Consider the following 15143-nt stretch of genomic DNA (forward strand, 5'->3'; position numbering starts at 1 on the left):
CCTTATTCAGTATTGACTGTTTTTATTTACCTTCCGGTGCAAATCGGTTCACCACCGTTTCAACTACCTCTGGTGCGTAACCCAGTTTACGCAAAACTTGTTCCAGCATGTTTACTTTCTTTGCCGTATTGTTGTTAGTCACAACCCAATAGTCGCTATCAGGTATGGCTTTCGGATTGGTACTGCTGCCATTTTCAAGCAAAGCTTCTTTGCTTTTTGCGAAGTAAGTTCTGTTTTTACCCACAATAGACTCAACCTGACTAAAGCTGTTCGCGTTGAGTTTGTGCGCTGCACTTAAGATAAACAAGAATTGATCAACGCGCTTGGTGAAGGTTGCAAGCGCATCCTGTGACACCGCATCGACAATATCGTTTTTCTTGTGCGTTTGAATATCTTCTGAAACAGGCGCTTGCGGAGATGGCTTAGCCGTGGCTGCTACCTTCGGCGTTCTCGCTGGGGCTGCCGTTTTTGTGGGCTGCTTTGGCGCAGCCGCAGTCGTTTTCTTAACGGCGGGTGCAGGCTTTACTGCCTCCGTGGCTTTAGCCGTTTCTACCTTAGGTGCTGCGGGTGTCGCTTGTGGTGTATTTACCGCTGCGCCATCTTCAGGCAACAATAACCTACGAAGAATTTGTGATGCACTCTCGCCAATATGCTTGGTTTGGCTAGCGATAAATGCATATAAATCGTCATCTATTTCAATGCTTTTCATAACTACTTCCTTAACATGAGGCACCATTATAGACAACCCAACTCGCTAACGCAGCACTATTTATGATCTGGTGAGTATTTTATCCATTAGGTGAAAACCGATTCACCTTGGATTGAAGATTATGCGTATTAAACATGACAATAACATGTAACTCAGTGCCAGGACGTTTTAGAAAATACCATGACGATATTCATAAGTGCTTTGCACTTCCCCCCTCGTCAGCGGCAAGTCAGCTTTGCTTCCTTGACGTTATTTATGTGTTCATATTGGTGCAGTCAAGGCTAATTTTGCACCAAGTTCGAAAAGAGCGGCTGTCCTCGCCTTGTTTCCATCGCAGACATCACAAATGCAACCAATTGAAATAAAAAGAATAAATATAAAGTTAATGGCGATGGCATTAATTTCGCTTAGTAATAATCACTTGTACTCGCACTGACTTACAATGACGTAAGTGCTTACATCGATGTAAGTAACAGCGGCTACATGAGGAATCTGCACTGGTCACCCGTAGTACGTGCATTCACAATTTGTTTATTCGGATAAAGACGTCCATAGCACTTTTCTTCATTGAAGAGCGCTGTGGACGTCTTTTTTCGTTTTAGGCAGGTGAAAACGGCAGTGACTGACATTTAACTGAACAACAACAAAGGTAATTAACTATGGCGTATTTACAACCCGCTGAATTTGCCACAAAAATGGTAGATGCAGGTGAAGCTAAAATTTACATGTCTACCCGAGACACTCTCATTCGCGCATTTATGGCTGGTGCTATATTGGCTCTAGCGGCTGTCTTTGCTATTACCGTTGCCGTGCAAACAGGGGTGTTCCTCATTGGCGCCGTTCTCTTTCCCATCGGCTTTTGTATGCTGTACTTAATGGGCTTCGACCTACTCACCGGTGTTTTCATGTTAACGCCACTGGCGTGGTTAGCGAAGCGGCCCGGCGTAACGCCCTCACAAATTCTCCGTAACTGGGGGTTTGTTTTCTTGGGTAACTTTGCAGGCGCACTCACCGTGGCCTTTATGATGTCGTACATTTTCACCATGGGCTACAACGTCGATGGCGGCGCTATTGCCACTAAGGTAGCCAGCATTGGTGAAGCAAGAACCTTAGGTTACGCTGAACACGGCGTGGCTGGCTGGATCACCATCTTTATACGCGGAATGCTATGTAACTGGATGGTGTCATTAGGCGTTGTGGGCGCGATGATTTCAACACATGTAAGTGGCAAGGTGTTGGCAATGTGGTTCCCTATCATGCTGTTCTTCTTTATGGGTTTTGAGCACTCGGTTGTGAACATGTTCCTGTTTCCATTTGGTTTAATCATGGGCGGTGACTTCTCAGTGATGGATTACTTCGTATGGAATGAGATTCCTACAGCCTTGGGGAACCTGGTTGGCGGCTTAGCCTTCACTGGCTTAACCATTTATACCACCCACGTGAAAACTGCACCTAAGCGCAAAATTCCGGTAGCAGGTAAACCTGCGACTAAAGCCGCGGTAGTTTAACGCTCAGATAACCGCCGGCCATTCGCTGGCGGTTTTTACTTATGAAAAACCAACTCACCACACTTACCTACAGCGAATATTCTAGCGCAGGCGCTAAACCAATTAATCAAGATGCCTGTGGCTGTCATATTATTGATGTCGCAGCAGTTACATCAAACCTTAGCCAGCAATTAAAAGGCCATTGCTTTGTCCTCTCAGATGGGATCAGCAGCAGTTCGGTAAGCCAAGTCGCGAGCGACCTCGCTGTGAAAACGTTTTTAGAAAGTTACTATCTCACGCCAGATACCTGGACAGTCATTCAAAGCGCGACCATGGTGATTCGCAATATCAACGCCACCCTTTATCGACGTACTCAAGATAGCCCTTATTGCTACTCGCCAGATAGAGGGTATGTATGTACCTTTTCCGTGATCATTATTAAGGGAAACAACGCCCATATTTTTCACGTGGGCGATGCATGTATTGGTATTTTTAAAGCAGATAATTATGACATTATTACGTCCGCCCACCGCACGGTAGGCGAGCATGGTGGTAGCTTTCTCGCGAATGCCTTAGGGTTCAAATCAAAACTGGATATTGAATACCACAGCATTGGGTTAGAAACAAAAGACACCCTGGTCATGATGACAGATGGCGTGCATGAATTTGTGCCAGCACATCAATTAGGCGAAGTGGTGCTCGGGGAGTCTCTCAATAACACCACTGCCGAACGTATTGTAGATTGTGCAACCGCGAATAAAAGTGATGACAACCTGACTTGTCAGGTGATTACAATTGATCAACTGGCTAACGCGCCGCTCGCGATAGAAGACACCCCACTCCCTTTGGCGAACGCATTAGAGGAAGGCGCAAATTTAGATGGTTACCTTATAGAAAGGTTACTGTATCAATCTGCACGCAGTGCTTTGTATTTAGCTAAAGAGACAAATACACAAGAAAGGTTAGTCATAAAAACCTTAGCCACTGAACTTGCCCAAAGTGAAAAGCAAGTGACGTTATTTAGCCTTGAAGAATGGCTGGCAAAGCGGATAACTAACCCCCACGTGATTAAAAGCCCTCCCCGCAAAACTGCACCAACGCAGCAGTATAGTGTGTTTCAATACGTCGAGGGGCAAACCCTTGCGCAATGGTTAGTTGATAACCCTACACCGAGCGTCTCTCAAGTGCGGGATATTGTGGAACAGATAGCCAATGGCTTAAACGCTATTCACCGTGAAGGTATTTTGCATCAGGATATTCGCCCAGAAAACATCATGATAAATAGCGCCGGTAAATGCACGATTATCGACTTGGGCGCAGCCTATGTGGCAGGAATAAGCGAGTTAAACCAAGACGAAAATGGCGATCAACACGTACTAGGTACCGCCACTTACAGTGCGCCTGAATATTTTCTCGGTGATACCGGCCGAGAAGTCTCTGATTTATTTTCATTAGCGGTACTTACGTATTACATGCTCAGTGGCCGATTTCCTTATGGCACAAATGTGGCCAAGGCGCGCACGATTTCAGCCCAGCAGCGTCTGCGCTACCACAGTGTGTTGTCATCGCATCGAGAAATCCCCCCTTGGTTAGACGATACACTTAAACGGGCATTGCAGGTGAACCCAGACAAACGGTTTCAGGTTATCTCTGAGTTTGTTTACCACCTTCATAACCCTACATCGTCTTACTTAAATAAAGGCCGTTTACCCCTTATCGAAAAGCACCCTATTCGTTTTTGGCAGGGCTTGTGCCTTGCTTTAGTTATAAGTCATTGCGTCACCATAATTTTGCTGAGCTCGCAGTAAAGCTCTTTAACAACATAGAGGAAATATTATGATTACCAGCCGAACCCAAGTTACCGATATGATCCAGTCAGCAAAAGTGCTCAAGGGCATTAAATGGCGTCAAGTTGCTGAGGTTGTTGGACAGTCGAAGGAATGGAGCACCGCGGCCTGCCTTGGTCAAATGGCCATGACAAAAGAACAAGCGACCGCCGTTGGTGAGTTATTTGAGTTAACCGACGAAGCTGTCGCTTGGTTACAGATAGCCCCCTATAAAGGCTCGCTACCTACCGAAGTGCCTACCGATCCACTTATTTATCGGTGGTATGAACTCGTCAATGTGTATGGCACCACATTAAAAGAACTTATTCATGAAGAGTTTGGTGATGGCATCATGAGTGCCATCGACTTTTCCATGGACTTACAGCGAGAAAACGACCCAAAAGGCGACCGTGTGAGCGTGGTGATGTCGGGTAAATTCTTACCCTACAAAATGTATTAAACGGATTGCCTTGGCCAAGCAATAGCGCATCTTTATCTATTGTTTGGCTAGAAATCTAAGACCCATTCGCTAGAGCAATAGGGGTGCGATAAACCGCGTAGGACGAAAGCGCCCTAGTTTTGCCACGCTGACAATTTGTGAACGAGGCCGTTTTTTACTGCCGGCCATTCGTTCGCAATAATTGAAAACACCACCGTATCTCTGATAGAACCATCGGCAAGCACTTGATGACTGCGCAATATACCGTCTTGTTTTGCACCCAGTCGAGCAATGGCAGTACGAGATTTTTGATTATGCCAATGAGTTCTAAACTCCACCGCTATGGTATTTAGCGTTTCAAACGCGTGGGTTAGCAGCAATAACTTACACTCCGTGTTTACCCAAGAGCGCTGAAAACTTTGTGCATACCAAGTATACCCAATTTCAACACGGCGATGATGGCGGTCTGCATTGCACAAACGCGTTGAACCTATGAGGGTATTACTTTGTTTATCAATCACCACATACGGCAGCGAAAGGCCTAAGCCTTGCTGCTCGAGCGCAGTATCAATGTAGGAATCAATAGCGTCCTCATTTGGCACAGAGGTAAACCACAACTTCCATAGCTTACCGTCAGAAGCCGCCTGTAATAGCGCATCTTTGTGCGTAACTTGCATTGGCACAAGCTTCACCTTATCCGATTCTAGCGCTGTTTCTATTAACTGCATGAACCTGTCACCGCGTTGACACTGAATACCGTAACTTATCGTGGCTTGGAATACATCGTCAAGAAACGTGACGTAGTCAGTGTTTAGTTTTCTAGAAAATTTTGCCGTCAGTATGAAGGAATACTAGTAAAAGTTATTCAGCGATTTTATTGCACCCACAAAAAAGCCGGTCATTCGACCGGCTTTTACAATGCTTAAGCAGTGAGCGAGATAAACTCCCTCAACGGTAAGGGCTAATTACTTAGCCGCTTTACGCGCTTTTGCTTCTTCAATCACTTTGTCAGATACGTTCTGAGGACATGGTGCATAGTGGCTGAACTCCATAGAGAACTGACCACGACCTGATGTCATTGTACGTAGTGAACCGATGTAACCGAACATTTCTGATAACGGCACGTCAGCTTTAATACGAACGCCTGTTAGGCCAGCTTCTTGGTCGCTTAGCATACCACGGCGACGGTTAAGGTCACCGATTACGTCACCCACGTGATCTTCCGGCGTGAATACGTCAACTTTCATGATTGGCTCAAGAAGTTGTGCACCCGCTTTCGGGATTGATTGACGGAATGCGCCTTTCGCTGCAATTTCGAACGCGATTGCTGATGAATCCACTGCGTGGAAGCCACCGTCAAATAGCTCTACTTCAACATCAAGTACTGGGAAGCCAGCAAGAACACCTTCGTCCATCATTGACTTGAAGCCTTTCTCAACCGCAGGCCAGAATTCTTTAGGTACGTTACCACCAACAACGGTAGATTTGAACGTAAAGCCTGAACCTTGCTCACCTGGCTTGATGCGGTAATCAATCTTACCAAACTGACCAGAACCACCAGACTGTTTCTTGTGCGTGTAGCTATCTTCAACTTCTTGCGTGATAGTTTCACGGTAAGCTACCTGAGGCTGACCAACGATAAGGTCTACACCGTAAGTACGCTTAAGGATGTCTACTTTGATGTCTAAGTGAAGCTCACCCATACCTTTAAGGATGGTTTCACCAGAGTCTTCGTCAGTTTCAACCTGGAACGATGGATCTTCTGCAACCATTTTACCGATAGCAATACCCATTTTCTCGTTACCGCCTTTATCTTTAGGCTGTACAGCAATCGAGATTACTGGCGTTGGGAATACCATTGGCTCTAGGGTTACTTTATCCTTCGGATCACACAGAGTGTGACCAGTTTGAACATTCTTCATACCCACGATAGCGATGATGTCACCCGCTTGTGCGCTGTTTAGCTCAATACGATCATCAGCTTGCATCTCTACCATACGACCAACACGCTCAGTCTTACCTGTGAACGAGTTCATGATGGTATCGCCTTTGTTCAGCTTACCTGAATAGATACGTACGAAGGTTAGTGCTCCAAAACGGTCATCCATGATCTTAAACGCTAACGCTTTAAACGTTTCGTCAGCAGATACTATGGCGTGCTCACCAGTTTCGTTACCTTCTTCATCCATCAGTGGCTGAGGGTCAACTTCTGTAGGCGCTGGTAGGTAATCAACAACAGCATCAAGTACTAGTTGAACACCTTTGTTTTTGAATGCAGAACCACAGTATGTTGGGAAGAACGCAAGATCACGAGTACCTTTACGGATACAACGCTTGATATCTTCAATAGAAGGTTCTTCACCTTCCATGTAAGCTTCCATTAGATCATCGTCTTGCTCTACAGCAGTTTCGATAAGTTGCTCATGGTATTCGTTAACTTTGTCTACCATGTCCGCAGGAACATCTTGGATTTCATAGTTTTCTGGAAGACCTGTGTCATCCCAAACGTAAGCTTTCTTAGTAAGTACGTCTACAACACCTACGAAGTCATCTTCAATACCAATTGGTAGTGTCATAACTAGTGGCACCGCACCAAGTACTTTACGTACTTGCTCAGTAACACGGTAGAAATCAGCACCCATACGGTCTAGTTTGTTAACGAAGATAATACGTGCAACTTCTGATTCGTTAGCATAACGCCAGTTGGTTTCTGATTGTGGTTCAACACCACCAGAACCACAGAATACACCGATACCACCGTCTAGTACTTTAAGTGAACGGTAAACTTCAACGGTAAAGTCAACGTGTCCGGGAGTGTCGATTACGTTGAAACGGTGATCTTTCCAGAAACAGCTAACCGCTGCAGACTGGATGGTAATACCACGCTCAGCTTCTTGTTCCATGAAATCAGTTGTTGATTCACCATCGTGAACCTCACCAGTTTTATGGATTTTACCAGTAAGCTTCAAGATACGTTCTGTTGTGGTCGTTTTACCCGCATCTACGTGGGCAAAAATACCAATATTTCTGTAATGAGATAAGTCTGACATTAGTTCACTTTCAATTGGTTCAGAGTAAAAAAACGGCTGGATTATAAGGATTTCTGTACCAAATTTACACCTTTTTTAGCACAAACAGAAAAATCGTTTGCACAAAACCAAGCCACCATCAATTCTTTTTCTTAAGTATCAGCAACTTACTAAGTTATGATACTTTTTTTAAAATAACAAAATCACACCTCATCTTCTGAAGTGCGAATAATTGTTACTGTTACTTCATCTCTGTCGTGGTAGAGATGCCTCACCTTTACCGAAAATGCATCATTAAGCGCATCTAAACGGCCTACCAGCAACGATATGGCCTGAGTTACGGTTTCATAACGTCGCTTCATTGGTAGCTTCAAATTAAAAATGGCATGGGTGGCCCAATGCTTTACCAGCCAATCCCCCATTAATTTAGCTACTCTGTCGGGTTGTTCAATCATATCACATACAAGTAAATCTACACGACCAAATTGTGGTTTATACGCAAACCCATCGGCTGCATGATGTTCAACCAACCCTGTAGCCATTAAGCTATCAGCAATTAAACCGTTATCAATCGCTTCTACGTACATGCCACGTTTCACCAATTGATAGGTCCAGCCCCCGGGGCACGCCCCTAGGTCCACTGCCCGGCCGCCACTGCGCAATACGCGCGTTTGCTGTTTGCTGCTAAGCATATTCACCAGCGCGTCTTCAAGCTTTAGGGTGGAACGACTTGGTGCATCACTTGGAAACTTAAGACGACATATACCTAAGTGATCCTGACTGGCATAGTTGGGTAAGGTATAGCCAATAAAACAGTTTTCAAATGATTCGAAGAAAATATGCAATTTTGGCTTACCCGCATTTTCTTTTGCCGTAAGCCAACCTGCTTTGCGCAGCGCCTGGCGTAAGGGAACCGTAAATTTACGACAAAACTTTGCCAGTGTTTTCCCGTCTTCTGTATCAGGGTACTCCACATCGATGGCACCAAAAATAGAATAGGGTAATTCACCTTCTTTTAGTGCTTCTAAAACTTGCCCCACCCTGTCGTCTTTTTCAATATCCTTCATTGCACAAAACACCGCCACGAGTTGGCGAGGAAAGATACTTTGACTCACAGCAAACTGCGTAATTGCATTTTCTAACTGGGTGTCGTCATACAGATGATATAACGCAAACCCACTTTGTTTTTTCGATACCGGGTACCCATAAATTGCAGCTTCGCCATATCGGGTGGTTAGCTCATTCGCCGTATCGTTTTCGTAACCCGGCCTACAATAGGCAAGTACGCTTGTATTACTCATGTCGGTTGCCTTTATTTTGTTTGCCTGTTTGCTTATTTCCTTTCAAAAGCGCCACCACTAACATTCCCCAACCGGTGATAAAAAACACCCCGCCTAACGGAGTTATTGGGCCAAACCATTTTGCACCAGTCATCGCTAGCGCATAAAGGCTTCCGCTAAACATCAGGCAACCGAGGACAAAACACAAAGCGACGGGATTGAGCCATCGGCTATGTGAGTAGGTAATTAACGCGGGTAAAGCGAGAATAGCTAAACCGTGATACATCTGATAGCGCACACCAGTTTCAAAGGTAGTTAAACTTTCTGGCGGTAATACCTGCTTAAGCCCGTGAGCGCCGAAGGCGCCAAGAATAACAGCCAGCGCCGCTAGCGCGGCGCCTATTACCAAGTAATACCGGGAAAAGGTTGAATAAGGATCGGTATGTAAGTTCATTTTTGACACTTGTATTAGATAAGTCGGGAGATGAAATCAACACAAAGCTTGGCGGCGTAAACCATGTGTTCGTGTTGTGTTTTTCCGCTCGCTTTGCGCGGTTTAAAGCTATGATCGCCATCGGCTAAAAACACGCAATCAATGCTTGCGGGCAAAGTGTAATTGAGCACTTCTTGTTCGGTGCCAAAGGTATCTCTTTCACCTTGAATAATGAGCATGGGCTTTGTCAGCGTTGGCATATGGGCAATGCGAGTTTTCTCAGGTTTACCCGGAGGGTGAAATGGATAACCGAATACCATCGCGCCGTGTATCTCGTCATGTTCTTGGTACAGCATACTGGCCATTCTGCCCCCCATTGATTTGCCGCCCACAAAGGTGGGTAAACTACTATGGATATTTTCAGTGATATGGGTAATAACCTCGGCAAAATGCGCTAGCAATTTGTCTGCTTTGTCTGGCGGTCGGCGTTTGCCCGTTTCCTTCATCTGCTGCATGTAAGGAAAGTTAAATAACACAACTTCTATGCCTCCGGCGACCAAATGAGAGGCCATCTCTTGCATAAAAGGGTGCTCTTTCCCTGCGCCAGCACCATGAGCCAAAATGAGCCTAGCAATGGGCGTTTGCGGTGACTTAACGTCTATATCGACGGAACTGCTTTTATCGATAGTCATTAAACATCCTCTTGTTCTTCTTCCACCAGCGCCAAGATCCAGTCTCTAAACGCGGCGATTTTACCCAACTCAGCCTGGGATTCTTCACACACTAGATAAAACGCATCACGACTTTCCACGCGTTCTTCGAACGGCATAACGAGGCGTCCTGCTTCAATTTCAGGGCGAGCAAGTATGGTATTACCCAACGCAATTCCCTGCCCCAAGGCGGCCGCCTGAAGTACCAACATTGAGTGGCTGAAAACAGGCCCGTGATTCACATTAACGCCAGTAACGCCAACATGCTTTAACCAATTTTTCCAAGCGGAGCGACTTAAATCATGAAGCAGCACGTGATGGCGTAAATCTGCCAAACTGGCCAACGGCTTAGGACTATTAAATAACAAAGGCGAACAAAGTGGCGTTAAAAACTCGCGATGGAGCTTATCGGCTTGTAAACCGCTCCATCGCCCTTTGCCATAATAAATAGCCACGTCCACGTCATCTTCTAAAAAGCCCTCATCAAAATCCACGGCTTTAATGCGTACATCGATGTCTGGGTGGGCCAAACTAAATTTATTAATACGGGGGACTAACCATTGGCTGGCAAAACTTGGCGGCATAGCCACTGTTATCGCCCCCTTGCTGCCCTTCGCAAGAAGTCTTTCTGTCGCCTCTTGCAAATGCTTAAACACATCTTTTAGTTCAAGGAAATATGCTTGACCTTCTTCCGTTAACAGCAACGTCCGATTCCGCCGTAAAAAGAGTTTCATTGATAAGAAATCTTCAAGGGCTTTAATTTGATGACTAACAGCAGCCTGGGTGACAAAAAGCTCGTCTGCCGCTTTGGTAAAACTTAAATGACGCGCGGCGGCTTCAAAGGCTTTAAGCGCATTTAGAGGGGGGAGTCTTCGGTGCATGCTGCCCTTTTAAACCTACTATGACCATTTGGTTAAATATACATTAGATTTTCTAATGAACACCCATACATTTACTCGTTTTATTTTTGCTCAATAAGTGTCTATTATTTACGCAAATCTTGAAAGAGTTAATATATTTCAAAACTTTACAAGGTTCAATTGTTAAACAATTTAACAATTAATACAAACTTTTAAATAAATTAAATTAGGTGTGAATTATGAAAACCATGAAAAAATTACTTGTCGCTAGCGTCTCTGTTATGGCGTTTGCTAGCGCCGCTGCGAATGCTAACGTAGAACCAGAAAAGATCAATCTTGAATCACTTATTAATGATGCAATGATCAGCATCAACATGGCAGACGTTTTGCCAAAAAATGATGCGCATATTGTAGTGAAGAAACAATCCACCATGATGTTGAACGAACAAACTCAAGAAGCGTTGCATAAAAACCTACTGGCCATGGCTAAGGCTAAAAAGGACGCACAGCTTTTAGTCGAAAGCGAATAAGTCGACATCACACCTGATTGGTATGCCAGCACTTCCTGTGCTGGCATTCACCATGATGCTTACATTCAAGTATTGCTCGTATCGAGCGGTGCGAAACCTTTTACCAATTCATCTAATGCTTTCATTTGTTGCAAATACGGTTCTAGCTTTGCTAACGGCAACGCGCATGGTCCGTCACATTTTGCTTCATCAGGGTTCGGATGAGCTTCAATAAATAAACCTGCTAACCCTAATGCCATTCCACTTCTGGCGAGCTGCGCTGCCTGCGCACGTCTTCCATCCGCAGAGGTTGCACGCCCTCCAGGCATTTGAAGTGCATGGGTAGCGTCAAAGATCACCGGCGCATAACTTTTCATTGCATCCATGCCCAACATATCAACCACCAAATTGTTGTAGCCAAAGCTGGTACCACGTTCACATAAAATCACCTTTTCATTTCCCGCTTCACCCAACTTAGCGATGATATGGCGCATTTCGTGAGGCGCAAGAAATTGTGGTTTCTTAACGTTAATGACATTGCCGGTTTTCGCCATAGCCACCACTAAATCCGTTTGGCGAGCGAGAAAAGCCGGTAGCTGAATAACATCGACAATTTCAGCCACTGGCGCGGCCTGATGTGGCTCATGCACATCCGTAATCAGTGGCACATTAAAGGTAGACTTTATTTCTTCAAATATACGTAAGCCTTCTTCCATACCTGGCCCGCGGTATGAGGTAACAGATGAACGATTAGCCTTATCAAATGAAGCCTTAAACACATACGGTATTCCCAGTTTTTGGGTAACCTCTGCATAGTGCTCAGCGATTTTCATCGCTAGATCTCGTGATTCTAAAACGTTCATTCCACCAAACAAGACAAAAGGTGAATGATTCGAAACGTCAATATCGCCTACGCGAATGACCTGATTAGACTCTGACATAGTGTTTACGTGTGTCCTGTAAAGTTTAAAATAATGGCTGCTTAGTAACAGCAACCATGGCCGTCGTCATAAGTACACCTAAGGCAGCAACAAAAGCCACCCATTTCCCCACCGAAGTTTTTGCTTTTTTCAGGGCAATAAGGCCTAACACAATATAACCAATGACCCCGATAACTTTATACGTAAGCCAGGCGTTAACAATGGGGTATTGAGATAAGATGAAACATAACCAAATGGCGCTTGCCAGCAAAATAGTGTCGATAATATGAGGGAGAATTTTCACCCATTTTTTATTAAGTGCTGTGCTGTCAAACTGAGACCAAATAAATCGGAATATAAAAAAGAGAATGCTTAATCCCACAGCGGTTAAATGGAGGTGCTTAGCCATCATGTACATAAATATTGTGTCCTGTTCGTTTTCATTATTTTTAATCTACGTATTATACGTAGTCTGGCACATCTGGGTATTGCTTTTGTATAAGCATGAAGTCATCAATGTGGTCGATGAGGTATTCAACCAGTCTAGGGTCAAAATGCTGCGCTTTTTCCTGCTCCAATACGCTGATGACTTTTTCCACCGGCCACGCATCTTTATAAGGCCGTTTGTTCACTAAGGCATCAAAAGCATCCAGCAAAGTAGCAATTCGGCTTTCCAGCATAATATGTTTCGCTGATAAGCCATCGGGATAGCCTTGTCCGTCCCAGCGCTCGTGATGTTGCTTAGCTAGCGTGGCTGCCAACTGGATAGTGGGACGCGTAGAATCTTTTAAAATTTGATAACCAAACTCAGCGTGTTGGCGAATGGCAAAAATATCTTCATCGCTCAACGGTGCTGTCTTTTGTAAGATGGTTGCCGGTACCCGTGAGTTACCCACATCGTGTAATACAATGGCTTGTTTAAAAACGTGCACTTCCGATTCTGATAAACCTATGCCCTGTGCCAGCACTTCTGCCATTTCTGCCATACGAGTAAGGTGGTGACTGCCTTGCTCTTCATGCTCCATGGCTTTACCCAAGCGTTCTATTATCTCCCGCTGGGTTTCCTCCACATCCATGGTTTTTAGTACATTATCAAAAGCCAGTTGTACGCTATTTGAGAAACGTTTAATTAAATGCTTGTCACCTTCACCGATGCGCCTCGGTAGCCCCGATAAGTAAAGTAATGCACCGTTCTGGGTTTTGCTATTACAGTAGGCCACCACGTGATCTTCAGCATAGACAATTTCCCGTGTCGCCATGGCACGCTGGCACAGCTCATATTCGGTACGCGACACAGCGTCTTTTAAGGGTACACCTTCTTTCTCTGCGTATTCACCATTCCCAGCAAAGACATAAAGTTGGTTGGTTTCTGTGCGATGCATTCGCTTTGGTGCAGCTTGCGGGGTGGCGGCGACAGCAGTGGTTATGTATGCTGCATCACGGGAGCATCCCAGTATAGAGGCCAATTGCTGAATAATACCCTGCATGAACTTTTCCAGGGAGTTCGACGAAAAAAGATCGACTGACGCATCGATAATTTTTTCAAGACCCGCTCGGTTCTCTTCAATTACCACGATGTCACGATAAGAACGCAGTGACGCAATAATGACCGTGAAGAGTTTTTGCGCTGTCAATTCAGTCTTTGATTTATAATCATTAATATCATAATTAATGATGACATCTTTTTCAGGCGCTTGCCCCGGTTGCCCGGTTCGCAGGATAATCCGCGTAAAATGATTATCTAATTCGTTTCGAATGTAGTCGGCAACCTTTAATCCCGCATCGTCGGTTTCCATCACCACATCTAACAAAACCACTGCAATGTCATTATTTTCGCGAAAGCATTGCTTCGCTTCTTCCCCACTGTACGCACTAACAAATGTCAGGGTTTTACCGTTGAGAGAAAAATCATTTAAGGCAAGCTTGGTGACGGCGTGAACCTCAGGTTCATCATCGACAATCAAGATTTTCCATGCACCTAAATCTTCTTCTATCTCATCATCATCTTCATCGATGAAAAGCAAGTCATCACTCATTAAAACATCCTGTTAGGCATTGGGTATAGACGAAATACTAATGCAAATAAGATTATTCGCAAGTTTGCCAATAGCCTACGGTGACTCTATCGAGTTGGCTATAGTCTTGATGTGTCTCAATATTGACAAATCCGCGCTGGCTAAATAGCGCCCTTATGGCGTCACCTTGGTTAAAACCATGCTCAAACGCCAGCAGGCCGCCTTCGTGTAAATAGCGGGGCGATTGCTGAATAATATGGCGAATATCATCGAGGCCGTCGTCTCCAGATGTCAAGGCTGAAGAGGGTTCAAACCTTACATCACCTTGATGTAAAAAAGGGCTAGATAATTCAATATAAGGCGGGTTAGAGGCTATGATGTGAAAACGTTGACCTTCAAGTGCGTCAAACCAGCTACTCTGCTTAAACACCACATTACTGATATTATTCCGCGATGCATTTTCCTTTGCCAGCGACACGGCCTCAGGTATAAGGTCAACGCCGGTAATGCGGGCATCGGGTAATTCTGATGCCAGGGCTAACGCGATGGCGCCGGTTCCGGTTCCCAAATCACAAATAAACAGTGGTGATGAACCAGAAAACTGTGACATATTGGCAAGCACCTGTTCAACAAGCACTTCCGTATCGGGGCGAGGAATAAGGGTATGCTTGGAGGTGGCCAAGGTTAACGACCAAAAATCCCGAGTCCCCGTTAGATAAGCTACAGGATAACCCTGTTTACGCCGTTCAATAAGTGCTTGGTATGCACTGAGTTCAGAAGCAGTGAGTGTGTTGTCTGGCCATGTAAACAAATAGGTTTGCGTTTTGTCGAGTACATGGCACAGCAACACTTTAGCATCCACAGACGGAGATTCCCCTCCTTCAAGGGCAATCACCGCCTGTTTCAAGGCTTCATCAATGGTGATC

15 protein-coding genes are annotated in these 15143 nt (G+C 45.0%); 4 read left to right on the forward strand and 11 right to left on the reverse strand.

Features of this window, described 5'->3' with window-relative positions:
* Positions 1–22: 22 nt before the first annotated feature.
* Entirely contained in the window at positions 23–709 is a 687-nt protein-coding gene (seqA, locus tag IUA53_RS11750; RefSeq protein WP_044446948.1) for a replication initiation negative regulator SeqA, read from the reverse strand.
* 659 nt (positions 710–1368) lie between these two features.
* On the opposite strand from seqA, the gene IUA53_RS11755 reads away from it, so the two are divergent.
* The 3 genes from IUA53_RS11755 to cynS are packed head-to-tail and all read left to right on the forward strand — an operon-like array spanning position 1369 to position 4482.
* Positions 1369–2217 (forward strand): formate/nitrite transporter family protein, encoded by an 849-nt coding sequence (locus tag IUA53_RS11755; protein ID WP_044056760.1) that lies wholly within the window; start codon positions 1369–1371, stop codon positions 2215–2217.
* Between the two features lie 41 nt (positions 2218–2258).
* On the forward strand, positions 2259–4004 hold the full coding sequence (locus tag IUA53_RS11760; protein ID WP_044446946.1) for a bifunctional protein-serine/threonine kinase/phosphatase: 1746 nt from the start codon (positions 2259–2261) through the stop codon (positions 4002–4004).
* Positions 4005–4032: 28 nt separating this feature from the next.
* Complete coding sequence (cynS, locus tag IUA53_RS11765; protein WP_044056758.1) at positions 4033–4482, forward strand: cyanase; 450 nt, start codon at positions 4033–4035, stop codon at positions 4480–4482.
* 113 nt (positions 4483–4595) lie between these two features.
* Here cynS and IUA53_RS11770 read toward each other — a convergent pair whose 3' ends face one another.
* The 6 genes from IUA53_RS11770 to IUA53_RS11795 form a co-directional block, all read right to left on the reverse strand.
* A complete protein-coding gene (locus tag IUA53_RS11770; protein WP_044446944.1) occupies positions 4596–5189 on the reverse strand; it encodes a GNAT family N-acetyltransferase in 594 nt (197 codons plus the stop codon).
* Positions 5190–5426: 237 nt separating this feature from the next.
* The gene (gene fusA / locus IUA53_RS11775) at positions 5427–7511 is read right to left on the reverse strand and encodes an elongation factor G (RefSeq protein ID WP_044056756.1); all 2085 of its coding nucleotides are present in this window, start codon (positions 7509–7511) and stop codon (positions 5427–5429) included.
* 182 nt (positions 7512–7693) lie between these two features.
* Positions 7694–8791 carry a 23S rRNA (cytidine(2498)-2'-O)-methyltransferase RlmM gene (rlmM, locus tag IUA53_RS11780; RefSeq protein ID WP_044446943.1) on the reverse strand — a complete coding sequence of 366 codons (1098 nt, stop codon included), beginning with the start codon at positions 8789–8791 and terminating at the stop codon, positions 7694–7696.
* A complete protein-coding gene (locus IUA53_RS11785) occupies positions 8784–9224 on the reverse strand; it encodes a DUF423 domain-containing protein (RefSeq protein ID WP_044446942.1) in 441 nt (146 codons plus the stop codon). The genes rlmM and IUA53_RS11785 overlap by 8 nt, the downstream gene beginning before the upstream one ends.
* Positions 9225–9238: 14 nt before the next feature.
* Positions 9239–9895 (reverse strand): alpha/beta family hydrolase, encoded by a 657-nt coding sequence (locus IUA53_RS11790; protein WP_044446941.1) that lies wholly within the window; start codon positions 9893–9895, stop codon positions 9239–9241.
* Positions 9895–10794 (reverse strand): transcriptional regulator GcvA, encoded by a 900-nt coding sequence (locus IUA53_RS11795; protein WP_044056752.1) that lies wholly within the window; start codon positions 10792–10794, stop codon positions 9895–9897. The genes IUA53_RS11790 and IUA53_RS11795 overlap by 1 nt, the downstream gene beginning before the upstream one ends.
* A gap of 218 nt (positions 10795–11012) precedes the next feature.
* Between IUA53_RS11795 and IUA53_RS11800 the strand changes: the two genes are divergently transcribed.
* Positions 11013–11303 (forward strand): hypothetical protein, encoded by a 291-nt coding sequence (locus IUA53_RS11800; protein ID WP_231401142.1) that lies wholly within the window; start codon positions 11013–11015, stop codon positions 11301–11303.
* A gap of 65 nt (positions 11304–11368) precedes the next feature.
* Here the strand turns inward: IUA53_RS11800 and kdsA are convergent, their stop codons facing one another.
* From kdsA to prmC, 4 genes are read right to left on the reverse strand one after another with little or no spacing between them, the layout of a single operon-like run.
* On the reverse strand, positions 11369–12223 hold the full coding sequence (gene kdsA, locus IUA53_RS11805) for a 3-deoxy-8-phosphooctulonate synthase (protein ID WP_044056751.1): 855 nt from the start codon (positions 12221–12223) through the stop codon (positions 11369–11371).
* Positions 12224–12248: 25 nt separating this feature from the next.
* Positions 12249–12620 (reverse strand): SirB2 family protein, encoded by a 372-nt coding sequence (locus tag IUA53_RS11810; RefSeq protein WP_044056750.1) that lies wholly within the window; start codon positions 12618–12620, stop codon positions 12249–12251.
* A gap of 43 nt (positions 12621–12663) precedes the next feature.
* Positions 12664–14238 (reverse strand): DUF3369 domain-containing protein, encoded by a 1575-nt coding sequence (locus IUA53_RS11815; protein WP_044446940.1) that lies wholly within the window; start codon positions 14236–14238, stop codon positions 12664–12666.
* A 52-nt stretch (positions 14239–14290) separates the two neighbouring features.
* A complete protein-coding gene (gene prmC, locus IUA53_RS11820; RefSeq protein ID WP_420535574.1) occupies positions 14291–15142 on the reverse strand; it encodes a peptide chain release factor N(5)-glutamine methyltransferase in 852 nt (283 codons plus the stop codon).
* Position 15143: the final 1 nt, after the last annotated feature.

This window comes from Alteromonas sp. B31-7, from assembly GCF_015767655.1.
Taxonomy (GTDB): domain Bacteria; phylum Pseudomonadota; class Gammaproteobacteria; order Enterobacterales; family Alteromonadaceae; genus Alteromonas; species Alteromonas australica.

Bases quoted from the DNA above. Each gene is read 5' to 3' on its own strand.
- seqA (WP_044446948.1), bottom strand. From the start codon at position 709: ATGAAAAGCATTGAAATAGATGACGATTTATATGCATTTATCGCTAGC.
- IUA53_RS11755 (WP_044056760.1), top strand. From the start codon at position 1,369: ATGGCGTATTTACAACCCGCTGAATTTGCCACAAAAATGGTAGATGCA.
- IUA53_RS11760 (WP_044446946.1), top strand. From the start codon at position 2,259: ATGAAAAACCAACTCACCACACTTACCTACAGCGAATATTCTAGCGCA.
- cynS (WP_044056758.1), top strand. From the start codon at position 4,033: ATGATTACCAGCCGAACCCAAGTTACCGATATGATCCAGTCAGCAAAA.
- IUA53_RS11770 (WP_044446944.1), bottom strand. From the start codon at position 5,189: ATGCAGTTAATAGAAACAGCGCTAGAATCGGATAAGGTGAAGCTTGTG.
- fusA (WP_044056756.1), bottom strand. From the start codon at position 7,511: ATGTCAGACTTATCTCATTACAGAAATATTGGTATTTTTGCCCACGTA.
- rlmM (WP_044446943.1), bottom strand. From the start codon at position 8,791: ATGAGTAATACAAGCGTACTTGCCTATTGTAGGCCGGGTTACGAAAAC.
- IUA53_RS11785 (WP_044446942.1), bottom strand. From the start codon at position 9,224: ATGAACTTACATACCGATCCTTATTCAACCTTTTCCCGGTATTACTTG.
- IUA53_RS11790 (WP_044446941.1), bottom strand. From the start codon at position 9,895: ATGACTATCGATAAAAGCAGTTCCGTCGATATAGACGTTAAGTCACCG.
- IUA53_RS11795 (WP_044056752.1), bottom strand. From the start codon at position 10,794: ATGCACCGAAGACTCCCCCCTCTAAATGCGCTTAAAGCCTTTGAAGCC.
- IUA53_RS11800 (WP_231401142.1), top strand. From the start codon at position 11,013: ATGAAAACCATGAAAAAATTACTTGTCGCTAGCGTCTCTGTTATGGCG.
- kdsA (WP_044056751.1), bottom strand. From the start codon at position 12,223: ATGTCAGAGTCTAATCAGGTCATTCGCGTAGGCGATATTGACGTTTCG.
- IUA53_RS11810 (WP_044056750.1), bottom strand. From the start codon at position 12,620: ATGTACATGATGGCTAAGCACCTCCATTTAACCGCTGTGGGATTAAGC.
- IUA53_RS11815 (WP_044446940.1), bottom strand. From the start codon at position 14,238: ATGAGTGATGACTTGCTTTTCATCGATGAAGATGATGATGAGATAGAA.